Raw genomic sequence first — 23521 nt, 5'->3', positions numbered from 1 at the left:
TATAGCCTTATTAAACAAATAAACCGAAGACGCCAAAGATGAGAGTTGAAACAGTTGCGATCATGAGACCAACCGCTGATTCGTATGGGATAAGTTTTAAACGTTCTTTAATATCCATGTGTACAGCGCCACCAGTTGCATGGAAGAAACTACCATGCGGCATGTGATCTAATACGGTAGCACCAGCATGAATCATTGCTGCACCGGCAAGTGCGGGAACACCAAGCTCTAAAATTGTGTGACTAAATACACTCGCAGCAACGGCTGTACCTGCGGTTGTTGATGCTGTTGCTAGAGACATCATTGCACCGGAAATCGGAGCAAGTAGATAAGATGGAAGACCAGAAGCCGTTAAAATATCGATAAGACCTGATTTTAATCCAGAGTTTGCAATGATGCCGGCTAATGTACCTGTACCAAGTAACATCACTGCAACGGGTGCCATACGAGTTAAACCTGATACTGCAAAATGATTGGTATCTCTAAAGCGTCCCATTGCAACAGCACCTAGTAGGCCACCTAAAGGAAGTGCAATGAGAGGATCGACATTAATACCTGCTATTGGGCGCAGGGCTAAAAGACTGATAGCAACAAGAGGAGCCACGATAGAAGTCGTAAAACTAGGTAGGCGAGAATGATCAACAGAAACTACTTCATGAGCTTGGACTTTGCTGCCTTTATTAACGAGTTTTTTAGCGATGAAATAAGCAAAGACTAACCCAAATAATCCAGGAATAACACCAGCTGCCATCACTGAAGTTAAAGGCACATTAAAAGCATCGGCTGCCGCAATCGCATTTGGGTTAGGCGACATTACGTTACCAGCTTTACCGCCGCCAACCATAGCTAATAAGATAGCCATTTTAGATAGGTCAGCACGCTGAGCAATCGCAAGTGCAATAGGTGCAACAGTAATTACAGCAACGTCTACGAAAACACCCACAGCCGTTAAGATCATAGTTGCAACTGCTAATGCTAACAGTGCTCTGGTTTCGCCTACTTTTTTTACTATGGTTTCTGCAATAGAGGTTGCGGCACCTGATTCAATTAATACACCAGCAAGAACACCAGCAGCAAGAATTCGTAAAACAGCGGTAACAATTCCTTGAGCACCACCGATCATCAAGTTAACTGTATCTGTTAATGAAACGCCACCGACAATACCACCAATTAAAGCACCTATTATCATGCCATAAGCAGGCGGGACCTTTTTAAGGATGAGGGCGATAGCAACAACGAGCGCTGAAATAGCGCCTAAGGTAGATACTTCGATCATATTAACGTTCCATTTAATAATTAAGATGTCGGTAATCTAACGTTATCGTTATCAATATGCTTTAGTCGAATGCCCAAATTTCATGGGTTAAATATTTAAATTATTGTGCAATTGCACAAAATGAGTGTTATTTATTACTCATTAATGAAGCAAGGTATAAATAGGTAGAATCATTTATCTTATTGATATCTAAGCTTGTTTCTTTGTTTATTTTATCCAGCCTGTAGCGAAGAGTATTCCGATGAATATGTAATGATTTACAGGTTTGAGCTGAATCACAATTATGATTAAAAAAGGCTTTAAGGGTTTTGAGTAATATCCCTTTAGGATCTGATTTTTGAAGATTAACGATAGGTTGCTTTAATTGCTCCATGCGCCAAGTATCGGATTTTAGTCCATTAATTAAAACGGGTAGCTTGTTATCTTGGAAAAATAAAATGCGATGTTTAGTATTAGCTGTACTCATGGTCGCTTTTGCTGTCATGTAAGATTGTGCTAACCCTTCGAGATTTGGAAAGTAATCCCCCAGCGCTATTTTTATTGTGAATTTTTCATCGTGAGAGATGCGTTGAAATAATTGGCGGATCCTTTTTTCTTCATGGCTTCTATTCCATCCGGTATCCGTTAATGTAATTGGTTTTAATACCACAACTTCGTTTAAGGTCACGGAGCTGATTGCCACTAAATTATCGCGCTCTGGATATTCTAATAAATGAACTAATTTTTGAAGATGACTGAGAGAAAGGTTTTCACCATTAAAAGAATCTACCTTAATGATGGTTGCGATTCGTGGTTGATTAAGATCGAGCTCTAGTCGTTCAGCAATAGAATAAAGTTGCTGTGTATTTAAGTCTGATGGTTGAATTAATTGTAGAACTAATTCTTCTTTGTGACGTTTAGACCATTGAATTTCAGTCATTAAAGCGGCTTGCTCAATGATAAGTTCAGCGGTCATTTTTACTAACTCACCGTATTGCTGGATCTCTGAAGGTTTTCCTGAAATACCAACAACCCCAATAACCTTATTTTGAAACACAATGGGTAAGTTAATTCCAGCCTTTACACCACGTAATTGTTGGGCTGTAGAGTAATCGATTTCAACTTCTCGATTTTCATTAATAGCAAGTATCGCCCCCTCATGGCGACAGTTTAATCTTGATGGATCTCCTGAACCAATAATCACACCATACTCATCCATCACATTGACAGAGTGCTTGATAATTTTCATTGAACGCTCAACAATTTGTTTGGCGATCATTGTGGTTAACTGCATCTTTAAACCTTTTTAGCTATTAAGAAAGGAGGGAGTTAGCTATAAAAAAAATAGGGATAAGATTATACTGGAGTAAAAGAGAACGGCATTGCCTTTGATCCAAAACGTGTGAGTTAACGCCGATATAATTGTTAGGATATCCGATGGATTACGAATTTAAGAAAAATACCCTTGAGGGTACATACCATGCGAATTTTTCTATGGGGCATGAAGCCATGGGACGTTGGTTAGTTGAAGATGTAGCGAAAAATACGGATTTACTCGCAGAAATATATAAGCAAATTGCTTTAATTAAAAATACACAGGATGAGTGGACATTATCAGGCAAGGTGATGACATTAGTATTGAGTGATCAAGAAGTCATTGTTCAAGAGAACGCATTGTTTGAACAATCTGATGAAGAGTTCGAAGAAGACATTCATATGTATGATGATGAATGTATATCAGTATGTGGATTAGAAGATTTTGAAATCATGCTTCAAAGTTGGGAAGCATTTATTAATCGTTTTTAATCTAATGCTCATTGATAGGGAAAGGCTGCACTATATTAGTGCGGCCTTTTTTGTTTTTTTACCCTGCTTACTTCTATCTCTTTGAATAATAATTATTTTTAATATTGGCATACTGATTGAATTGTTAAGAATAAGTAACAAATAAATTCAAGGGATTGAGCTATGAAAATAATTAACGCCATCATTAAACCATTTAAATTAGACGATGTTAGAGAAGCGCTTGCCGATGCAGGAGTGGATGGAATGACCGTTTCAGAAGTGAAAGGGTTTGGACGTCAAAAAGGTCATACTGAGTTATATCGAGGGGCTGAGTATCAAGTCGATTTTCTTCCAAAAGTAAAATTAGAAATAGCCGTTCAAGCGGAAGGGGTTGACCGTATTGTTGAAGCAATAAGCAAAGCGGCGCACACAGGTAAGATTGGTGATGGAAAGATTTTTGTTTATGACCTTCAGCAAGCTGTGCGTATTCGTACTGGTGAAACCGATACCGAAGCACTTTAAGGATAGAGGACAATATTATGGAACTTTCAACAACAGTATCAGAACTTCGTTATGCGTTAGATACCTTCTTCTTTTTGATGTCAGGTGCATTAGTTATGTGGATGGCAGCAGGCTTTGCCATGCTAGAAGCAGGTTTAGTTCGTTCAAAAAATACAACAGAGATTCTAACTAAAAATATTTGTTTATATGCCATCGCTTGTACAACGTATTTAGTGGTTGGTTATAACATTATGTATGTTGATAACGGTTCTGGTGGTTTTTTACCTTCTATAGGAACCTTAATCGGTACACAGGCTGAAGGTGCAGATCATTCATTAGAATCAGATTTTTTCTTTCAAGTGGTGTTTGTTGCCACAGCGATGTCAGTGGTTTCAGGAGCTGTTGCAGAGCGTATGAAGTTATGGTCATTCCTTATCTTTTCAGTGATTTTAACTGCTTTTATTTATCCAATGGAGGGGTATTGGACATGGGGTGGTGGCTTCCTATCAGAAGCAGGATTCAGTGACTTTGCTGGCTCTGGTATCGTTCATATGGCTGGTGCATCTGCTGCGCTTGCTGGGGTTCTATTACTAGGGGCTCGCAAAGGTAAGTACGGTAAGAAAGGTCAAATATATCCAATTCCTGGTTCAAATATGCCCTTAGCTACACTGGGGACTTTTATCTTATGGTTTGGTTGGTTTGGTTTTAATGGCGGCTCTCAGTTAATGGTTTCTGATTTTGAGAATGCAACTGCGGTTGGTCAGATCTTTTTGAATACAAATGCAGCGGCGGCGGCTGGTGCAATTACGGCACTATTTGTATGTAAGAGCACATGGGGTAAAGCTGATTTAACTATGGTATTAAATGGAGCATTAGCAGGCTTAGTCGCTATAACAGCAGATCCGTTATCGCCATCACCATTAGCAGCTGTAAGTATTGGTGCAGTAGCTGGAGCACTGGTTGTATTTAGTATTGTTGGTTTTGATAAAATTAAAATTGATGATCCTGTAGGTGCTATTTCTGTTCATGGTGTGTGTGGCTTCTTTGGTTTAATGGTGGTTCCTTTAAGTAATTCTGATGCCACATTTGGATCTCAATTACTTGGCGCGGTCGTGATTTTTACATGGGTATTTGGTGCAAGTTTAGCTGTGTGGGCAGTGCTGAAAGCAACCATTGGTATTCGAGTAACTGAGGAAGAGGAGCTTGAAGGTATGGATGTACATGATTGTGGTATCGATGCTTATCCTGAGTTTGTTAGTGTGAAATAGACATTTAATATTTCCTTACAAATTCAAGAGCCCTAATGCGAACGTATTAGGGCTTTTTTTAATAAAAATGAAATTGGATCATTGCCATTTTAAAATCTCTTCGTATAATGTCGATATTGATAATTATTCTTATTAGCATTTATAAGTAAAGATTTTAAAGGAATAACATGAAAAAATTACTATCAGTTTCTGCTTTAATTGCAGGTATGTTTGCACCAAGTGTTATGGCTGCTGAAGAAGTTAACGTTTACTCTTACCGCCAACCTTTCTTAGTTGAGCCTATGTTTAAAGAGTTCACAAAAGAGACCGGTATTCAGGTTAATGTTAAATTCGCTAAAAAAGGTCTAGCTGAGAAATTGGCTCAAGAAGGGGAATTAAGCCCTGCTGATGTTATTTTAACAACTGATATTAGTCGTTTAGCTGAATTAACAAATAAAAATCTGGTTCAACCTGTTGATAGTAAAGTTATCGATGCAAATGTTCCTGCACAATATCGTGATGCTGAAGATGAATGGTTTGCTCTAACACTTCGCGCTCGTAATGTTTATTCATCTCGTGATCGTGTGGGTAAATTAGGCGCTGATTTTGATTATGCTGATTTAGCTAAGCCAGAATGGAAAGGTAAGATTTGTACTCGTAGTGGTAAGCATCCTTACAATGTCTCTCTTGTTTCTTCAATGATTGCTCATCATGGTGAAGCAGAAGCGAAAACGTGGTTAGAAGGCGTAAAATCGAATCTTGCTCGTAAGCCTCAGGGCAATGACCGTGCACAAGTGAAAGCGATTAAAGAAGGTCTTTGTGATCTTGCTTTAGGTAACAGCTACTATTTAGGCAAAATGGTTAACGATCCAAAACAAGTTTCTTGGGCTGAGTCGGTATACATTAACTTCCCAAATCAAAATACTGATGGTACACATGTGAATGTGAGTGGTATGGCGATGGCAAAATACGCACCAAATAAAGATAACGCATTAAAATTAATGGAGTTCTTAACTGGTGATGTAGCACAAGGTATGTACGCTGAAGTTAACTATGAATACCCTGTAAAACCAGGTGTGAAGCGTTCAGAATTAGTAGCCTCTTGGGGTGACTTTAAAGCAGATACACTGTCTTTAGATGAAATCGCAGATAACCATACAAAAGCGATTAAGCTTTTAGATGAAGTTAAATTCGATCTTTAATTTGATATTTAATAATGGTGAGGTAACAATACCTCATCATTTTTATAAGAGCCTTGCAGTTTAGGCAATGAAAGAAAAATTATTATTCTGGAAAACCAGTAGCTGGAGTCTTTCTCTATTACTGGTTTTGCCGATCTTAGCGATCCTATATACAGCACTCGGTAATACGGATGATATATTTACTCATTTGTTTGATACCGTGCTTCCTACATACACGCTCAACACCGTTTTATTAGTGTTTGGTGCGATGTTCTTCTCTCTTATTTTAGGTGTCCCTTCTGCCTGGTTTATGGCTATGTGTCGTATTCCCAGTTCTTCCATTTTGCAATGGGCTTTGGTTTTGCCTCTTGCAATGCCAGCGTATATCGTCGGTTACATCTATACGGATTGGTTAGATTTTGCAGGCCCAATACAAGTGTTATTACGGGATATCTTTGGCTGGCAGTCTTATAGCGATTATTGGTTCCCAGATATTCGTACATTAACTGGAGCCATCTTAGTGATGTCTTTAGTTTTGTATCCTTATGTATATTTATTAGCTCGCGCAGCTTTTATGGAACAAAACATCAGTTTGTTACAATCAGCACGCTTACTAAAATGTACACCTTGGGAAAGTTTTAAACGTATTTCTTTACCTCTTGCTAGACCATCGATTGCTGTTGCACTGTCATTAGTTGCAATGGAGGCATTAGGGGACTTTGGTACTGTGAGCTACTTTGCGGTTAATACGTTAACGACGGCTGTTTATGATACTTGGCTTGGTTATTCAAATTTGAATGCGGCAGCTAAGGTTTCTGCTTTTATGCTGATGGGTATTTTATTGTTGATCAGTGGTGAACGTTATAGCCGCCGTAAACAAAAAATGTTCCAAGAAAAATTTAATACTAGCGAGGAATTCCAATATCAATTGCATGGTTGGAAAAAGTGGGGGGCATTAATTTGGTGCTGGGGGCTTGTGTCGATAGCTTTTATTTTTCCATTAATGCAATTAATCAGTTATGCAATTGATTACTTTGAGCAAAGTTGGACTGCTGAGTTTCAAGAATACGCCATCAATAGTTTATACGTGTCTAGTGTTTCTGCCGTTATTGCCGTAATTATAGCCGTTGTGGTGAACTTCTTACGTCGTTTGCAACCTGCTAGTAAATGGAGCGTTGTTCCTATGCGTTTGGCTTCATTAGGTTATGCGGTTCCGGGAACCGTTCTAGCTATTGGGGTGATGTTACCCATGATTGGTTTGGATCATTTTATTAATGATGTATCAAAACAACTTGGCTTTGGCGTTATTGGTCTGGTTTTCTCTGGCTCTATTTTTGCGTTAATTTTTGCTTCAGTTACTCGATTTTCAGCGGTGGCTATCGGCTCTATTGAAAGTAATCTAAATAAGATCCCACCATCATTAGATATGGCTTCTCGCACACTAGGATGTGGGACTTGGTCAATGCTGCGTCGAGTGCACTTTCCACTGATTCGTCGTGGCTGTTTAATTGCCGGTCTTTTGGTCTTCATTGAAACAATGAAAGAGCTTAATGCGGCGTTATTATTACGCCCATTTAATTTTGAAACACTGGCAACTTATGTGTTTAATTTTGCTTCTGATGAGCAACTGGAAATCGCAGCGATGCCTGCGGTGCTATTGGTTTTAGTGGGGTTAATTCCATTAATTATCGTTAACCGTTCTTTGGAGCAACATCATTAATGAAATCTGCATTATCTATTTCAAATTTGACTTGTCGCTATCACGATCAAGATATCTTATCTCAGCTTTCATTAAATGTTGAACAAGGTGAGATCGTTTGTTTACTTGGTGCAAGTGGTTGTGGAAAAACGACGTTACTAAAATCCATAGCGGGTTTGTTGCCTTTATCGTCTGGAGAGATGAACTTAAATGGTAAGGTGATAACGGATAACAATACTTGGTTACCACCAGAGCAAAGAAATATCGGTATGATATTTCAAGACTATGCTCTTTTTCCTCATCTGACGGTTAATCAAAATATTGGTTTTGGCTTAAAAGATTGGGATAAGAAAAAAGCTGACGATAAAGTTGAGTCGATGCTGCATCTCGTTCATTTGAGTGGGTTTGGTGATCGTTATCCTCATCAATTGTCTGGTGGACAACAACAGCGTGTTGCGATTGCGCGAGCGTTGGCGAGTGAGCCTGATTTACTTTTACTTGATGAGCCATTTTCAAATATTGATACTCAAGTACGCCATGACTTGATTAAAGAGATCCGTCGAATTTTTAAGGCACAAGGTGTGACGGCTATTTTTGTTACTCACAGCCGTGAAGAAGCCTTCGCTTTTTCAGATAAATTAGCAGTAATGAATCATGGTGTGATTGAACAGTTTGGTAGCTCTAACGATTTATATTACTCCCCTAATAGTCGCTTCGTAGCTGATTTTTTAGGTGGTGGATCTTACGTATCAGGTACGATTAACCAAAACGGAAATATAGATACTCAAGTTGGTTTCATCTCTTGTGGTAGAAGTACGACGGAAGCCGATAAAAAAGCGGAAGTGTTATTACGACCACAAAATATTACGTTATATCGTGATGTAAATGGTGAAGCTACAGTGAAAGAGCTGCAATTTATGGGAGATACGTGTCGTTATGTTATTGATAGTGAAGGTGTGGAATTAATCGCCGTTTCTAATGATTCATTAACGATAGGTGAAAAAGTGAAGTTTGAAATCAAACCACATTGCCCAATTGTTTTTGTTCAGGATTAATAGTGTAAAAAGAACCCAGCTAACAGACTCTTATATTAGCTGGGTTAATTCTTTAGAGCTCTTGTTTTAATTAAAACGTAGAAACTAAAGAGAAAGGAAAGCTTTCATTTCATTAAGTACTTTTTCTGCCGTTGGTTTGTCTTCCATTTCAGCAAAAATACGTAGTAATGGTTCGGTACCAGAGAAGCGAGCAATGACCCAACCGCCATTTTTAAAGTAAACTTTAGCACCATCTTCATAGCTTACTTTTTCTATTTCATATTCAAATTCAGGCAGTTGCTTCTCTACATAAATTTTATTATATAGGGCTTCTTTTTCTGCTGGTTTAAAGGTGCAATCGCCTTCCGCTGTATAGGCGTAACCGTATTTAGCGTAAATCTCATCAAGCATTTCAGATAGTTTTTTACCTGTCACACTGATCATTTCAACTAATAAGCTAGAAGCGAATACGCCATCTTTACCTTTAATGTGTCCACGAATGGTTAAACCACCAGAACTCTCACCACCGATTAAAGAGTCATCCGCTTCCATTTGAGAGCTGATGTGCTTAAAGCCTACAGGAACCTCAAAGCATTTTTCACCATGATCTGCAGCGACTTTATCAAGTAAGTGGGTCGTCGCAATGTTACGAACCACTGACCCTTTCCAGCCTTTGTACTCAAGTAAGTAGTAGTAAAGGAGAATCAGAACTTCATTAGGGTGAATAAAATTACCTTTTTCATCGATAATACCTAGACGGTCAGCATCTCCATCAGTACCAATACCAATGTCATAACCTTCGTGTGCAACTAAGTGTTTTAAGCGATACAACGTAGCGGCACTTGGCGATGGCATTAAGCCTCCAAATGCAGGGTTTTCACCATCGTTGATAACGTCAACATCGCAACGACCATTAATTAAAACCGTTTGAAGCGCATTTTTTGCTACACCAAACATTGGGTCGATAAGTACACGTAAGTTGGCTTTTTTAATTGATTCGATATCAATAAAGTCGATGATTGAGTCAACAAATGCGTTCATTGGGTTAATGATTTCAATTTTTCCCGCAGTAACTGCTTCTTCAAATTCTAATGCATTAACATCTTGTTGAGTTAAATGAGCAATTTGTTGTTCGATTTTTTGGGTAATGATTTCATCGGCGTCACGACCACCCTCGATGAACACTTTCACACCGTTGTAATCTGCAGGGTTGTGAGATGCAGTGATACAAGCTGAATAGATACAACCCATCTCTTTTGTTTGGAACATAACGATAGGGGTTGGAACAAACTTATCAATAAAACTTACTTTAATGCCATTGGCTGCAACAACTTCTGCAAACCATTTTCCTGCTTTGTCTGATAAGAAACGACGGTCAAAACCAATAACAAACCCTTTATCTTGGACTTGTTCGTTAATCATAATATTTGATAGTGCTTGAGCAACAAGACGTACGTTGTCTTTGGTAAATTCTTCACCAATAAATGCGCGCCAACCACCGGTACCAAATTGAATCATAGTAAATTCCTTTTATAGTAAGGCACCAGAATAAGGTGCCTTACTTTTGTCTATAAAACTGAGCTCATCATTAAACGAGCTTAGCCCATAATTACGACAACTTCGTTAATAGAACCTTCGGCTTGAACCGGTACTGAACCCACAACTTCTGTACCATTAAGCGTAATGCTTTGAACCCCTTTACTTACAGAATTCGGGTTTTTCACCTGAATGTGGTAAGTAGCGCCACGCCATTGACGAGTAACGGTAAATTCAGGCCAGTTTGTTGGAATACATGGATCAATCGTTAATCCATCAAAACCAGTACGAACACCTAAGATAAAGTTAGTTACTGCAAAGTAAGCCCAACCAGATGTACCAGTTAACCAAGGGTGGTTTGCACGACCATGATCTTGGTGATCTTTACCCATAATGAATTGAACGTATGAGTATGGTTCAGCAATACGTTTTTCAATGATGTCATTTTGGTTGTATGGGTTAAGTGCATCGTAGAACTTCATCGCACGGTCACCGCGGCCAAGTTTTGCTTCTGCTACCCAAGCCCATGGGTTTGGATGAGAGAAGATTGCGCCATTTTCTTTTACACCTTGATAAACACGAGTAACAAAACCGATATCATCATTTGGTGTTGCAAATGATGGTGAATTTAGGTGAAGACCGTATTCAGAGAATAGGTTTTCATCAACCGCATCCATCGCTTTCTCGCCACGTTCTTGAGATACCGCACCAGAAAGTACCGCTAATGTATTTGACTCAAGATGCACTCGACCTTCAGTTTGTTGTGCTGTACCAATTTTGTCGCCATCTTTTGTTAGGCCACGAATGTACCAACCGCCTTCGTCATCCCAAAGGTGTGTTTCACATGCTTCACGAACATTTGCTGCCATTTCTGTATATTTTGTTACGTCAGCATCGTTATTACGGAATTTAGCTAAATCTAGGAACTCTTGAAGTGCCCAGAAGTGTAAGAATGAAACCATTGATGATTCACCACCACCTAGGTTTAGACAGTCATTCCAGTCAGCTCGTAAACCTTTACAGATACCTGTTTGACCAACATATTCTGCAGAAAAATCTAGCGCAGCTTTCATGTGTTCGTAAACCGTAGCATCGCCACCATCAGCATATGGGATCACTTCATCAAAGAAAGAATGCTCACCGGTTTCCATTACGTATTTGATAATAGTAGGAACGATCCATAAGTGGTCATCAGAACACGTATCTTCAATACCGTGGATCTTGTCGTCGTCAGATGGTGTTGGAACCACTGTCGGTGATTTAGATGGTTTAACATCTGCTTTTTCTGGATCAAACCAATCAGGATCGAATAGGTGTAGACCGTAACCTGCTTTTACTTGTCCGCGTAGTAAATCCACAATACGTTTGCGAGTCATTGCTGGGTTAGCGTGAGGTACAGAAATCGCATCTTGAGCAGTATCACGATAACCAAGACCTGTACGACCACCCACTTCAATGAAAGAAGCAAAGCGAGACCATACAACACACGTTTCAGCTTGGTATAGCGTCCATGTGTTGATCATCGTATCTAACCCTTCGTTTGGCGATGATACTTGGAATTTTTCGCAGCGCTCATTCCAGTGATTTTTAATTTCTTGGAATGCCGCATCCACATTTGCTACGTCTTGGTATTTTTCACGTAGACGTTCGCCATTGCCTTTACCAATACCTAGTACGTAAGCAAAACGCACTTCTTTACCTGGTTGAATCGTGAATTGTTTATGCAGAGAACCACAGTGGTTATAACACGTTTGCGCTGAGTTTGAACAACGTCCTTTTTCAACGGCAATCGGATTTGCTTCATCACGGTATAGACCAAGGAATGTATCACGTTGGCCATCATATGAATCAGGGTCAAACGTTGAAGCTAGGTAGTAGAAGCCTTCAAAGTCATTAGTGTTGTAATAAAGATCGTATTCAAGCACACCATTTTTGTATTCTGTACCCGCAGAGTAAAGAGACATCTGGTGGTTTTGGTTATCAGATTGAATGTGGCTAAATGAAAACTCAACAAATGAGAACGTTGAGATAGTGCGTGGTTTATCGCTCGTATTTTTAATCACGACATCCCATACTTCAGCATCTTCACCTTTTGGTACGAATAACGTTTTTGTTGCTTCAATACCGTTGTAATCACATTTGAATTTTGAATATGAAAGGCCGTGGCGAACTTCATAGTTTGCTTCGTCTAAACTTTTTGCTACCGGTTGCCATGAGATAGACCAGTAATCACCAGTTTCATCATCACGTAAGTAAACATAATGTCCTGGGCGATCAAATGTGCCGTTTGGGCGGAACTTAGTAACACGGTTGTACTCTGGAGAGTTATAGAAAGAGTAACCGCCAGCATTGTGAGAAATAACCGTACAGAACTTTTCTGTACCTAAGTAGTTAGTCCATGGTGCTGGTACGTCAGGGCGTGTGATGACATATTCACGATTGTCGTTATCGAAAAAACCGTATTTCATTTTTTTATCCTTAACTAAAATACTAATAAATGGGTGACTTATGGTTGACGGAAATTAATACCCTGACGTGTTAGGGTTGGTAATCGTCCATTTAACCTTGCTAAAAAGTCTGTCCAGTTTCTGTGTTGTTTTTGTGTCCACATTCCTTCAGATATTGCTAAAAGACGTGGGAAAATCATGTAATCCATGCGCTCTTGGTTATTGATGATTTCACACCAAAGTGCACATTGAATTCCGAGAATGCGTTTACGAATAGGGTCGTTATCAGCTAATTCAGCAAGAGGTTCGTAGTTATAAGCCTCTTCAAGAGGAAGAACATTTGCCCAATCTACTCCAGGTTCTTCAGGAGCATAATCTTGTGCCATATCTAAATAGGTCGTTTGACCGGGTTGGAGTACGACATCAAAACCTTGTTTGGCACAATTTAATGCAGCCTCTTCACTCAACCAAGAGTAAATAACGGTATCTTTGCTGACTTTATTACCATGTTGAGCTTCTTCCCAACCAAGCATCTGTTTGCCTAGTTGTTTTAATTTGTTTTCAGCATGACGAAGTAGATGACCTTGTAGTTCAACAGGGTCGCTATAACCTTGCTCTTCCATCAGTTTTTGACATTTTTTACTATCAGTCCAAACGCCTTTTGGAACTTCATCGGCACCAATATGAACGTAAGGAGCAGGGAAAAGATCTGCAATTTCTTCGAGCACGGTATCAATAAACTGGTAGGTACCTTCGATTGCTGGTGATAGCACATTATCTGTGTAGTGTTGAATACTGCGATAAACCGAATTATCGTCAGAATCAATTAACAAATGAGGTAATGATTTAATAGCTGCACGGCAATGACCTGGAATATCGATTTCAGGTATTACTGTTATTCCACGTTGTTCTGCATAAGCAATGACGTCTTTAATCTCTTCTTGAGAATAATAACCACCATGCTTTTCAGCTATATGAGTGTATTGTGGCTCAATCACTTCTTCTGGCCCACGCCATGCACCAATTTGTGTTAATTCAGGAAAGGCTTTTATTTCTACTCGCCATCCTTCGTCATCCGTTAAATGCCAATGGAAAGTGTTAAATTTATAATGAGCTAATTGATTAATTAAACGTTTTACACGCTCTAGTGGATGGAAGTGTCTTGCACAATCTAGCATCATTCCACGATAGTGAAAGCGTGGTTGATCTTTGATTTTTGCACATGGGATCAAGTGTGTATTTTCATTTATTAATTGTAAAAGCGTCGCAGATGCGTGAACGAATCCCTCATTAGAGCCAGCATTAAGAGTGATGATATCTTTCGATACCGAGAGTTGATATGCACCTTTATCTAATGTTGGATTAGCTATGAATTGAATTTGACCTTGTGATTTAATTGGATACTTCAAAGAAGTCATGCTTTCTAATTCATCACTTAACCACTGCGCTGCACCTTGTGCTAAATGGGTCTGTGTTTCTAGAGATATTTTATCCTTTAGATTAAATAGGCCATCAAGACGTTGTACTGATTCTGGTTTTGGAATAAGAGACAGTTCAGAAGGAGCCACTCTAGGGATAACGGTTCTTTCTGAGTAAGGTGAAGCCAAAACAATCGGTGAGATAGATACATCTAAAAAGCGAGGGCTTTTACCGTCATCAACTAAAATAGTTGCATCATCCAAACCATCAGTGATAAAGCGAAAAGGTGCAGTACCAATGCTAAATTCTACATAATAGTGATTGTTTGCCTTTAGTATTTGGTTTGCATCTGGAGTTAATTTACAAAAACTACCGACTTGTTCTAATGTTCCTTGGGAATTACTTTCAGGTGCAATAAAACGATCAATAGTAAATTGTAATTGCCAATGATGAAGATCCACATCGCTTAAATTATGTAAGGTTAAGCCAAAACGGTTTAACTTTTCTTTGTCTGATAAGACAACAAGGTCTACACGATAATCCATCATCTTTTCCTTATAAAAGACTAGAACAGGTTATGTTCTTTGTTTCTTGCCATCATAATGCCACCTTCAATGGCATCAAATTGCGGTTGTACTAAATACTGACGAATAGAAGGCGATAGCCATTCAACAATGCGTTCACCAATACTTCCCATAAGAGCGATTTTTGTGGCTCCCTTTTTGTTTAGTGCGGTTAAAAACATTTCAATATCGCTTGCTGTTTGTTGCAGCATATCGATAGCAAGCGTGTCTCCTTCTAATGCAAGAGAAAAAATAACAGGTGAGAACTGACCATAATCACAAGGACGTGCCGTTTTAGACCAATCTACAATACGGTCTATATCATTTTCAAAATGAGTTAATACGTGCTCGGTAAGAGCTGTAGTAGGTTTAATACCATCGGAGGCCAATAGGGTGTATTGAATTAAACGAAGCCCCATAATGGCACCACCGCCTTGATCTGAAATAGGGAACTCGCGCCCACCAACCACATGTTGTTGGCCGTTGCTAATATAGATGCCACAAGAGCCTGTGCCTGCGATCATTATCGCGCCATTTTCACCGTTATGAGCACCTAGACAAGCACCATAGGCATCGGTATTAAGAACTATTGAGGCAAAAGGGTGAGCTTGTTGCATAAAGTTATGCCAAGCTGATTTTTGTTCAGCACCAGCAAGAGCCAAGCCAACGTGCATGCGAGAGAAATCTGCATCCGTTAAATTATGTTGTGCAGCGGCTTGAGTGATGGCATCAATGATTGAATTCATTGCTACATCAACACCAAGTAGGATATTAGCGCTTCCGCTTTTTGCTTCACCTAATAATTCACCTTGTTCATTACGAATACGAGCTCGACAAGACGTACCGCCACCATCAATACCGACATATAAATGCGTCATGATTATGCTCCTTGCTCTGAGTAATAAGCGAATTGAGACATAATCGCTAACAGATACCATGCGCCATGAGGGATCCATTGCTCGCCCCAACGCCAGTTTTGTAACATATCATCGCCATGTGGCGCTGGATTAAATGCAATGTCTTCTTCATCTTCAAAACCACCTGTTATGCCATTACAAACACCACCTTTGGCATTAAAGAAACCAAGATGAGGAAGGTAATCAGGGTTATTGTGGCCATGACCATCTAACATACACATGTCATAAGGATTTAGACCTAGTACCCAGTTCAGGTTATGTTGAGCAAATGCGGTTAGTTTTTGTTTTAGCTCGTCTGATGTTAGGTGTGGTAACACAAGGTAGCTCATACTCGCTAGAGATCCTAGTCGAGCATTTTCGCCTTGCCACCAGTAGCCTGACTCATTGTCGTGAGCAACAAAGAAAGCACTGCGTTTTTGACCATTAACGGCTTTAACGTATTGTCTTGGGTAGCCAAATGGATTGAATGTCTCCGCTGAAATTGTTAGTTCAAACTCAATGGCTTGATTGATAACTAATTGAGTATGAGCTTTGCGGCTATTATCGTTTTCAATCACTAAGTATTGAGAGAGAGCAATAACAGGAAGTCCTGCTTCAGCAGCGTGAAAATACGGACGTTCACCATGACTTGTCGCAGACCAAAAGTGAGAGAAATTATCATCACTTTGTTGACGTGCAGAAAGTTTATCTGCCCAGATCCGAGCTTCAATTAAGAATGTATTTTCTTGTGTTGCTTTAAACAGTTCAATAACAGCAAGAAGAGCACAATATTCATCAATAATATTTTCTTCGCCATTATTTAAATAATTAAGGTTATTTTCTTTTAAGTGCCAGTAGCCTTTTACAGCTGCGGCTAGGTATTCTTCGCGAGTAAATTCGCCATCAAGTGTTAACTGAGATGCAGCGGCAAGAGCTGCGATAGAGACGCCGCCACCTTGACGGAATCCAGCTTGATAATCATCAGATTTATGACCTTCTTGAGTGGCATAAGCACAAATATCACGTTGATTGATATCTTTACTCCACTTATCAAAAACGGTCATATAAAAGAAACCTGCCGGATTTTGCATTCGAACTAGGAAGTCTGCACCAAATAACGCCTCTTCCGTAAGACGGGTGCGAGAGAAAGCGGCAAAATCCGATAGGTTTTGTGTTAGTTCTAATCCTTTAAGCATATTCCAAACAACCATCGGAATTTGCTGAGGATTAAGGTAATTAGCATAAGATAAATGACTAAGGTATTTACTCACATCACCTGATGCATCATACCAACCGCCATGAACATCCACGGTTTCATTGCTATTTAATAAAGGAGCTTGTTTATCTTGTTTATCGAAAATCCCACCACATCGTTGGGATTTAAAATAGTGCATAACATCAGAAAATGTGTGCGCCATTAATAAGTTGTTTTTGATAATAAAAGAATGAGACATTGCTCCTTCGACAACAAGCATGAATTCACCTTCTTCAGTAAAATCAGTAAATGTTATCTCAGCAAAATAACCTTGATGCCAATGAGCGACTTGGTTTGATGAAGAAATAGAAAAACGGTATTTGACCTCTTGTGTTTGAGTACAAACAATATGACCTAATATTGGCTGCGTAAGGGCAGTGGTAGCCAATAATACTGCTGATTTCGGTCCGTTTGTTTCATATCCAATATGGTTAGTTAACAGTTGCATCTATTTCTCCAAAATACCAATTACTGCTGTTCAGAATTACAAATGAAATTAATTTTCGTATAAGTAACAACGAACAAAATGGTTGTCTGACAGTTTTGTTACGCCAGGCATTTGTTCTTTACATTTAGCACTTGCGTGAAGACAGCGGCCAGCAAAAGGACAGCCTACTGATTCAGGTGTCCATAATGGAATTTCACCTTTGTTGCCTTTTAGTTCTGTATGGATCGACTTACTTGGATCGGGTACCGCTGATACAAGTAATTGGGTATATGGGTGTTGTGGATCGTGGATGATCTCATCCGTATCACCCCATTCAACCATGTGACCGACATACATAACCGCAAGATCTTCTGCAATGTAACGTGCAGTTGCGATATCGTGAGTGATGTAAAGAAGAGACATTTTTTTCTCAAACTTCATCTCTTCCATTAGGTTTAGGACACCAGCACGAATCGACACATCAAGCATTGAGGTTGGTTCGTCAGCTAATACCACTTCAGCACCAACAGCAATGTTTCTTGCAAGGTTTACACGTTGACGTTGGCCTCCTGAAAGTTGGTGCGGGAACTTTGCCGCCGTTTCTTTAGGTGGGATTAAGCCAACTTGTTCTAGAAGATCGTAAACGCGTTCTTCTAATTCTTTTTTATTGCCAGGAGTCACTTTCTTATGAATAAGAAGAGGACGAGCAATATGATGGAAAATGTTATGAGTAGGGTTTAAAGAACCAAATGGGTCTTGCCATACCATCTGAACACCTTCGCGATAAGTCATTAAATCGTTTTTCTTAACGATGGTTTGAATATCACGACCTTTGTATTCAATTACGCCATCTGTTGGCGCATACATTTTTGCTATCATTTTTGCAGTGGTGGATTTACCTGAACCAGATTCACCTACAACAGAAAGACCACGACTTTTGTACATTTTGAAAGATACGTCATTAATAGCACGCATCATTGGGTTTTTAAGTGCGTTACTGCTTACAGGAAAATCTTTAACCAGATTTTTGCCTTCAATCAGTAATTCGCCAAATTCTTTGCTCATAATTTACTCCAGAAAATCCGTTTTATGCTTTTACTTGTGCAATGGTTTCACCGTAAAGGTGACAGTTTGACAAGTGTCCAGGCTCGATCTGACGAAGCTGTGTTGGAATCGAACGACATGCTTCATGTACACGATCACAGCGAGCTTGGAAGCGACAGCCTTGTGGAACCTCTAGTAAGTTAAGAGGGTTTCCTGGGATCCCTGTTAATTTTGTTTTTGGTCCCGTTAACGGTGGGAATGAGCTACCAAGGCCTTTTGTATATGGGTGATAAGGTGAAGTTAAGATTTCTTTAGAAGAAGCAACTTCGATTAATTCACCTGAATACATGATCCCAATACGATCAGAGAACTCAACCATTAACGATAAATCGTGCGTAATAAATAGAATAGAGAAACCAAATTCTTCTTTAAGCGCATAGATTTTTTGTAAGATCTCACGTTGAACAACTACATCAAGAGCAGTAGTTGGTTCATCCATAATGATCATTTTTGGGTTTAACGCTAACGCAATTGCAATAACCAAACGTTGACGCATACCACCAGAGAATTGGTGCGGGTAATCAGTCAAACGACTAGGGTGAATATCAACAATTTCAAGTAAACCTTGTGCACGAGAAATCGCTTGCTCACGAGTCATGGTTGTGTGACGCATAATTACGTCACAAAATTGTTCTTCCATTGTTAGTACTGGGTTCAATGCGTTCATGGCACTTTGGAATACCATTGACATTTCACTCCAACGGAATGCCTGCATTTGAGCATCGCTGTACTTTAAAATATCTTTACCATCGAAGAACACTTCACCACCGGTAATGAATGCTGGCGGCTTATGCAGACGCATTAAAGAGAATGCTACGGTTGATTTTCCACAACCAGATTCGCCTGCTAGACCAAAGACTTCACCTTTACCAATGTCAAAACTCACATTGTTTACAGCACGTACATCACCTGCGTCAGTAATGTAATCCACACATAGATTGCGGATAGAAATTTGTGGGTCAGTCATATTAATCTTCCCTGTTCCAATTTAATTCTGGTTTACCTAAATCTGGCTTACGTTCTTCAGTGTCTTGAGATGCCATTTTCTTCCAGCGTTTCATTCCTTTATGAGAACGTAGTTGAGGGTTAGCAATTTCATCGACAGCAAAGTTAAGCATTGCTAGGCCAATTGCTAGTAGCGTCAGTGCCATACAAGGTGCAATCAGTTCCCACCAAGCGCCAATTAGAATTGATGATGATGTTTGTACGTTGTAAAGCATGATGCCCCAACTGATTGTGCTTGGGTCACCAAGACCTAAGAACGAGATAGTTGCTTCCATCATGATTGCGTACATCACTGAACCGATGAAACTTGCACCAACGATAGAGATAAGGTTTGGAAGAATCTCAACAAAAATGATGCGCCATGCTGATTCACCTAGAACTTCTGCTGCTTTAACGAATTCTTTTTCACGCAAAGCTAAAGTTTGAGAACGAATTACACGAGCACCCCAAGCCCAGGAAGTACAGCCGATAATGAGGGCGATGGTCATTGGCCCTGCCTCACCAATAAATGCTGCAAGAACGAATAGTAGTGGATATTGAGGTATAACAAGCATGATGTTCATTGCTGCTGTTAGTACGTCATCAACTTTACCGCCAAAGTAACCAGCAGAAACACCAATGATGGTTGCTAAGAAACAAACAACAACACCAGCACCAAAACCTACAGCAAGTGATACGCGAGCACCGTGAGCAAGTTGAGACCATACGTCACGACCCATACGAGTTGTTCCCATTACGTGGTCTGCTTTTTTAGACATCAGTAATGTACGGCGATCGGTTGCTAGGTTTTCGGCAACCCATCCTTCAGGGTTATTCTCAGCTGCGTTTACAACAAAACCTGGGTATTCATGTGGTTTACCTGTGCGTTTATCTGGAGCATGGTCGCTAAGAAATGGAGCGAATACAGCAATAAAGATAAACATGAATAGGATGCCTAAACCAAACAGAGATTTAGGGTTACCTGAAAGTAGTTTAATTAAGCCTTTCATTATTATTTTCCTCCCTTGCGTAGGCGAGGGTCTAGAACAACGTATAACATGTCAGCAAGAAGGTTAAAGAACAGCATGAACAGAGTCATGATAAGTAGCTGACCTTGAAGAACTTGGTAATCACGAGAAGTGATTGCGTTAAATAGTACAGAACCAAGACCTGGGTAGTTGAAGATAATTTCAACGATTAACTGACCACCAATTGCCATACCTAATGACATTGATAGAGCGGTAACACTTGGAAGCATTGCGTTTCGTGCTGCATAGTTAAATACAACGCGGTTTTCGCTTAGGCCTTTACCTTTAGCCATGGTGATGTAGTCTTCACCAAGTAGGTTAATCATGTTGTTACGCATGTTAATTAGGAAGCCACCAATTTGAACGATAGCCGCACAGAACAGTGGAAGAATAGCGTGATAAGCAACATCTTTAATGAATGCCCAGCTTGTCCAGTCAGGAATTGTACCTGGAGTATAGGCGTAGCCAGTAGGGAACCATTTCAAACCGACAGCAAAGGTAAACATAGCTAACATTGCAATAACGACCTGAGGTACAGCTTGGATAACCAACATCCCTGGAGAGATGAATGTATCGTAAGCACTACCGCGTTTCCATGCTGCAAAGATGCCAAGAATAGAACCTAGAGAGAATGATAAAATTACCGCAGTACCTGCTAGGAATAATGACCAACCAAATGCACCACCAAGTAAATCATTTACACTTAGCGGATAGAATTTGATAGAAGTACCTAATTCCCAAGTTAGGATGTTTTTGATGTAGATAAAGTATTGCTCATATAGAGGGCCATCAACAAAGCCAAGCAATTGTTTCATTGCTTCAATACGCTCAGGAGTTACCTGAGTGGTTGCATTAGCGAACATCATGACAACAGGGTCACCTGGCATTGCTCGCGGAATGATAAAGTTAATCGTTGCAGCAACGACCAACGCAATAAAATAGAACGATAAACGTCTTAGAAAAAATCCCATAACTCACACCTTACTCATCCAGATATTGTTTGCCTGACCTGGAAATCAGGACATAAAATCCCCTGACGACGAGCGCCATTCCTTTAGCTAGTAGGGAAGGGGGGGAATAGGCGGTGCACAAAGGGTGCACCGCAAAGACAGTTACATATTACTTAACAGGTTTTAGGTCAAGAACGTGTAGAAGACGCTCAGGGATACCAGCCCAGATGTTTGGACGGCCCTTAGGATTCTTCTCGTTCCACCAACCGCTGAAGCGTTTTGTGTTGTATTGGTACATGTAAGCACCAGACATCACAGGAAGTGTTACTTGGTTTTCAGCGATGATTTTCTGAATGCCATGAGCGATTTCTAATTGCTCATCACGGTCAGCTGTTTTGTAGAAGCTATCAAGTAGAGCATCCAGTTTCGCATCTTTAAAGTAGTGCATTGCGAAACGAGGCATACCATCACCTTCTTGAAGTGCTGAGTTGTAAGCACTGTTCCAGTATAGGTGTGGATCGGCACCGTGGAAGTAGTTTGTGTAAGCTACATCATAAGTACCTTCTAGCATTGCTTGGTTGTATACCGCGAACTCAGGAGTACGAGCTTTCGCTTTGATACCAACTTCATCTAATTGCTCTACAGCAAGTTGAACTGTGTTGTTAAAGTCAGTCCAGCCGTTTGGAGATTGGATAAGAAGCTCGAAAGGCTTACCAGATGGAGTATCAACATATCCATCGCCGTTTACGTCTTTAAAGCCAGCTTTAGCTAGTTGCTTTTTAGCGCCTTCAACGTTGTATGTGTTGAATTTCTTATACTTGTTATGAGTACCTTCATCAGACCATGCTTCAAATGCATAACCAAGACCAGATGCGAAGTCATTCACTGTACCGCCGCCGTAGAATGCGATATCAATGATTGTTTGACGGTCAAGAGCCATACCCATAGCACGACGGAACTCAACATTTGTTAGTGCTTCGTTTTTAGCTGCATCAGGGTTTTTGAAGTTAACCATGAATGCTTGTGTACCTGATGGCGGGTACCAGTATTGGTGGTTAGGATTTGCTGAAGCGTATGTACGATCGATATCTGGAACGAAAGAAGATGTCCAGTCTAGTTCAGAGTTAACAATCTTACCTAGTAATTGGTCGTTGTTCGCGATTTGAGGTACACGTAAACAGTCCACATCTAGGTTATCGTTATCCCAGTAATTAGGGTTACGACACTGAATGTAAAGTTGAGGTGTAAAAGTATCGATCTCAGTAAATGGACCTGTACCTACTGGGTTTTCGTTAGTAAACGTTGTTGGATCTTTCACTTTTGACCAAATGTGCTCAGCAACGATTGGTACTAATGAAATTTCGTATGGAACGTTTGAGTTAGCTTCAGATAAGCTGAATTTAACTTGATATTCATTTACGCGTTCAACGTTTGTAACCCACTTATTGATACCACGTTGATCAAGCTCTGGCTTATCTTTTAGTAGTTTATAAGAGTAAATTACGTCGTCAGCTGTGAATTTCTCACCATCAGACCATTTAACACCTTTACGAATGTCAAAAGTTACACTCATAAGGTCATCAGACATACGGAAATCTTCCGCAAGACGCATAACTGGTTTGTTACCATGCATTTCATTGAAGATAACTAGTGGTTCGTACACAAAATCTGTTGTTGTACGAAGGTTAGTTGCAAGGTATGGGTTAAAGTTTTGGATCATTGTAGGGTAGAAATCTGGTACCACTGTTAGCTCACTTCGTGCCGCTGCATCTGTAGCAGCAAAACCCGTTGTTGCTGCAAGTACTGCAGCAGCTAATGTAGTTTTTTTAATATTGGCAAGCATAGCTGTTCCTTACTCTTTGCTTTAGTTTCACGATATATACGTCTTTATCAACTTGATAAACACACATTAAAGGCTTACCTCAAATCCATTTTTCCAAATTGCCTTTCTAATGGTTTTTGAGTGGTCTGTAGGCCTTGGGCATGTATAGGAAACCGTTTTCGGCTTAAAACGTCAATTTGCATTACCGTTAAAAACGGCAAAATAACTTTTTTTAACGTCAAAAACGTTATTTTCTGTAATTGTGTGTATTTTTTACTCTATTTCGCTTGTGTGATACTTGTCTCATATACGCTGTTCTATATAATACTAAGTTAGTGACTACTTACTCTTTGGCGCTTTTATTTTATGAGTTGTTTTTCATATTTCT

The 23521-nt window shown here is 39.8% G+C and carries 18 protein-coding genes; 6 read left to right on the top strand and 12 right to left on the bottom strand.

The features are described 5' to 3' along the window. Positions 1–10: 10 nt before the first annotated feature. Complete coding sequence (locus GNP81_RS19050; protein WP_012533727.1) at positions 11–1276, bottom strand: GntP family permease; 1266 nt, start codon at positions 1274–1276, stop codon at positions 11–13. 127 nt (positions 1277–1403) lie between these two features. Then, positions 1404–2549 (bottom strand): sugar diacid recognition domain-containing protein, encoded by a 1146-nt coding sequence (locus GNP81_RS19045; RefSeq protein ID WP_155674919.1) that lies wholly within the window; start codon positions 2547–2549, stop codon positions 1404–1406. A 143-nt stretch (positions 2550–2692) separates the two neighbouring features. Here GNP81_RS19045 and GNP81_RS19040 point away from each other — a divergent pair, with 143 nt between their 5' ends. From GNP81_RS19040 to GNP81_RS19015, 6 genes are all read left to right on the top strand, one after another. Continuing rightward, complete coding sequence (locus GNP81_RS19040) at positions 2693–3061, top strand: YacL family protein (RefSeq protein ID WP_155674921.1); 369 nt, start codon at positions 2693–2695, stop codon at positions 3059–3061. 162 nt (positions 3062–3223) lie between these two features. Further along, complete coding sequence (locus GNP81_RS19035; protein WP_005420830.1) at positions 3224–3562, top strand: P-II family nitrogen regulator; 339 nt, start codon at positions 3224–3226, stop codon at positions 3560–3562. A 17-nt stretch (positions 3563–3579) separates the two neighbouring features. Beyond that, a complete protein-coding gene (locus tag GNP81_RS19030) occupies positions 3580–4809 on the top strand; it encodes an ammonium transporter (RefSeq protein ID WP_155674923.1) in 1230 nt (409 codons plus the stop codon). A 167-nt stretch (positions 4810–4976) separates the two neighbouring features. Next, on the top strand, positions 4977–5990 hold the full coding sequence (locus GNP81_RS19025; protein WP_005420827.1) for a Fe(3+) ABC transporter substrate-binding protein: 1014 nt from the start codon (positions 4977–4979) through the stop codon (positions 5988–5990). Positions 5991–6057: 67 nt separating this feature from the next. Continuing rightward, positions 6058–7689 carry an ABC transporter permease gene (locus GNP81_RS19020; protein ID WP_155674925.1) on the top strand — a complete coding sequence of 544 codons (1632 nt, stop codon included), beginning with the start codon at positions 6058–6060 and terminating at the stop codon, positions 7687–7689. Next, positions 7689–8723: an ABC transporter ATP-binding protein gene (locus GNP81_RS19015; protein WP_155674927.1), complete on the top strand. Its 1035-nt coding sequence runs from the start codon at positions 7689–7691 to the stop codon at positions 8721–8723. Before GNP81_RS19020 ends, GNP81_RS19015 begins: the two co-directional genes overlap by 1 nt. An 84-nt stretch (positions 8724–8807) precedes the next feature. Here GNP81_RS19015 and GNP81_RS19010 read toward each other — a convergent pair whose 3' ends face one another. The 10 genes from GNP81_RS19010 to GNP81_RS18965 form a co-directional block, all read right to left on the bottom strand. Beyond that, the gene (locus GNP81_RS19010) at positions 8808–10220 is read right to left on the bottom strand and encodes a phosphoglucomutase/phosphomannomutase family protein (protein WP_005420824.1); all 1413 of its coding nucleotides are present in this window, start codon (positions 10218–10220) and stop codon (positions 8808–8810) included. Between the two features lie 80 nt (positions 10221–10300). Then, a complete protein-coding gene (locus tag GNP81_RS19005; RefSeq protein WP_155674929.1) occupies positions 10301–12706 on the bottom strand; it encodes a glycoside hydrolase family 94 protein in 2406 nt (801 codons plus the stop codon). 38 nt (positions 12707–12744) lie between these two features. Next, positions 12745–14649, bottom strand: a complete 1905-nt coding sequence (locus GNP81_RS19000) for a beta-N-acetylhexosaminidase (RefSeq protein ID WP_196587443.1) — start codon at positions 14647–14649, stop codon at positions 12745–12747. Positions 14650–14669: 20 nt separating this feature from the next. Beyond that, positions 14670–15545 carry a glucosamine kinase nucleotide-binding domain-containing protein gene (locus GNP81_RS18995; RefSeq protein ID WP_155674932.1) on the bottom strand — a complete coding sequence of 292 codons (876 nt, stop codon included), beginning with the start codon at positions 15543–15545 and terminating at the stop codon, positions 14670–14672. Positions 15546–15547: 2 nt separating this feature from the next. Next, positions 15548–17266, bottom strand: a complete 1719-nt coding sequence (locus tag GNP81_RS18990; RefSeq protein WP_155674934.1) for a glycoside hydrolase family 9 protein — start codon at positions 17264–17266, stop codon at positions 15548–15550. A gap of 48 nt (positions 17267–17314) precedes the next feature. Continuing rightward, positions 17315–18310 carry an ABC transporter ATP-binding protein gene (locus GNP81_RS18985; protein ID WP_005420816.1) on the bottom strand — a complete coding sequence of 332 codons (996 nt, stop codon included), beginning with the start codon at positions 18308–18310 and terminating at the stop codon, positions 17315–17317. A gap of 22 nt (positions 18311–18332) precedes the next feature. After that, a complete protein-coding gene (locus GNP81_RS18980; RefSeq protein ID WP_005420813.1) occupies positions 18333–19316 on the bottom strand; it encodes an ABC transporter ATP-binding protein in 984 nt (327 codons plus the stop codon). Between the two features lies 1 nt (position 19317). Beyond that, positions 19318–20343 carry an ABC transporter permease gene (locus tag GNP81_RS18975; protein ID WP_012533828.1) on the bottom strand — a complete coding sequence of 342 codons (1026 nt, stop codon included), beginning with the start codon at positions 20341–20343 and terminating at the stop codon, positions 19318–19320. Positions 20344–20345: 2 nt separating this feature from the next. Next, positions 20346–21332, bottom strand: coding sequence for an ABC transporter permease (locus GNP81_RS18970; protein ID WP_012534180.1), 987 nt, complete (start codon positions 21330–21332; stop codon positions 20346–20348). Between the two features lie 148 nt (positions 21333–21480). Next, positions 21481–23154 carry an ABC transporter substrate-binding protein gene (locus GNP81_RS18965; protein WP_155672875.1) on the bottom strand — a complete coding sequence of 558 codons (1674 nt, stop codon included), beginning with the start codon at positions 23152–23154 and terminating at the stop codon, positions 21481–21483. Between the last annotated feature and the right edge of the window lie 367 nt (positions 23155–23521).

Source organism: Aliivibrio fischeri, from assembly GCF_009727955.1.
In the GTDB taxonomy this organism is placed as follows: domain Bacteria; phylum Pseudomonadota; class Gammaproteobacteria; order Enterobacterales; family Vibrionaceae; genus Aliivibrio; species Aliivibrio fischeri_A.
This window is presented reverse-complemented; position numbering and strand designations above follow the sequence as displayed.

Bases quoted from the DNA above. Each gene is read 5' to 3' on its own strand.
- GNP81_RS19050 (WP_012533727.1), bottom strand. From the start codon at position 1,276: ATGATCGAAGTATCTACCTTAGGCGCTATTTCAGCGCTCGTTGTTGCT.
- GNP81_RS19045 (WP_155674919.1), bottom strand. From the start codon at position 2,549: ATGCAGTTAACCACAATGATCGCCAAACAAATTGTTGAGCGTTCAATG.
- GNP81_RS19040 (WP_155674921.1), top strand. From the start codon at position 2,693: ATGGATTACGAATTTAAGAAAAATACCCTTGAGGGTACATACCATGCG.
- GNP81_RS19035 (WP_005420830.1), top strand. From the start codon at position 3,224: ATGAAAATAATTAACGCCATCATTAAACCATTTAAATTAGACGATGTT.
- GNP81_RS19030 (WP_155674923.1), top strand. From the start codon at position 3,580: ATGGAACTTTCAACAACAGTATCAGAACTTCGTTATGCGTTAGATACC.
- GNP81_RS19025 (WP_005420827.1), top strand. From the start codon at position 4,977: ATGAAAAAATTACTATCAGTTTCTGCTTTAATTGCAGGTATGTTTGCA.
- GNP81_RS19020 (WP_155674925.1), top strand. From the start codon at position 6,058: ATGAAAGAAAAATTATTATTCTGGAAAACCAGTAGCTGGAGTCTTTCT.
- GNP81_RS19015 (WP_155674927.1), top strand. From the start codon at position 7,689: ATGAAATCTGCATTATCTATTTCAAATTTGACTTGTCGCTATCACGAT.
- GNP81_RS19010 (WP_005420824.1), bottom strand. From the start codon at position 10,220: ATGATTCAATTTGGTACCGGTGGTTGGCGCGCATTTATTGGTGAAGAA.
- GNP81_RS19005 (WP_155674929.1), bottom strand. From the start codon at position 12,706: ATGAAATACGGTTTTTTCGATAACGACAATCGTGAATATGTCATCACA.
- GNP81_RS19000 (WP_196587443.1), bottom strand. From the start codon at position 14,649: ATGGATTATCGTGTAGACCTTGTTGTCTTATCAGACAAAGAAAAGTTA.
- GNP81_RS18995 (WP_155674932.1), bottom strand. From the start codon at position 15,545: ATGACGCATTTATATGTCGGTATTGATGGTGGCGGTACGTCTTGTCGA.
- GNP81_RS18990 (WP_155674934.1), bottom strand. From the start codon at position 17,266: ATGCAACTGTTAACTAACCATATTGGATATGAAACAAACGGACCGAAA.
- GNP81_RS18985 (WP_005420816.1), bottom strand. From the start codon at position 18,310: ATGAGCAAAGAATTTGGCGAATTACTGATTGAAGGCAAAAATCTGGTT.
- GNP81_RS18980 (WP_005420813.1), bottom strand. From the start codon at position 19,316: ATGACTGACCCACAAATTTCTATCCGCAATCTATGTGTGGATTACATT.
- GNP81_RS18975 (WP_012533828.1), bottom strand. From the start codon at position 20,343: ATGAAAGGCTTAATTAAACTACTTTCAGGTAACCCTAAATCTCTGTTT.
- GNP81_RS18970 (WP_012534180.1), bottom strand. From the start codon at position 21,332: ATGGGATTTTTTCTAAGACGTTTATCGTTCTATTTTATTGCGTTGGTC.
- GNP81_RS18965 (WP_155672875.1), bottom strand. From the start codon at position 23,154: ATGCTTGCCAATATTAAAAAAACTACATTAGCTGCTGCAGTACTTGCA.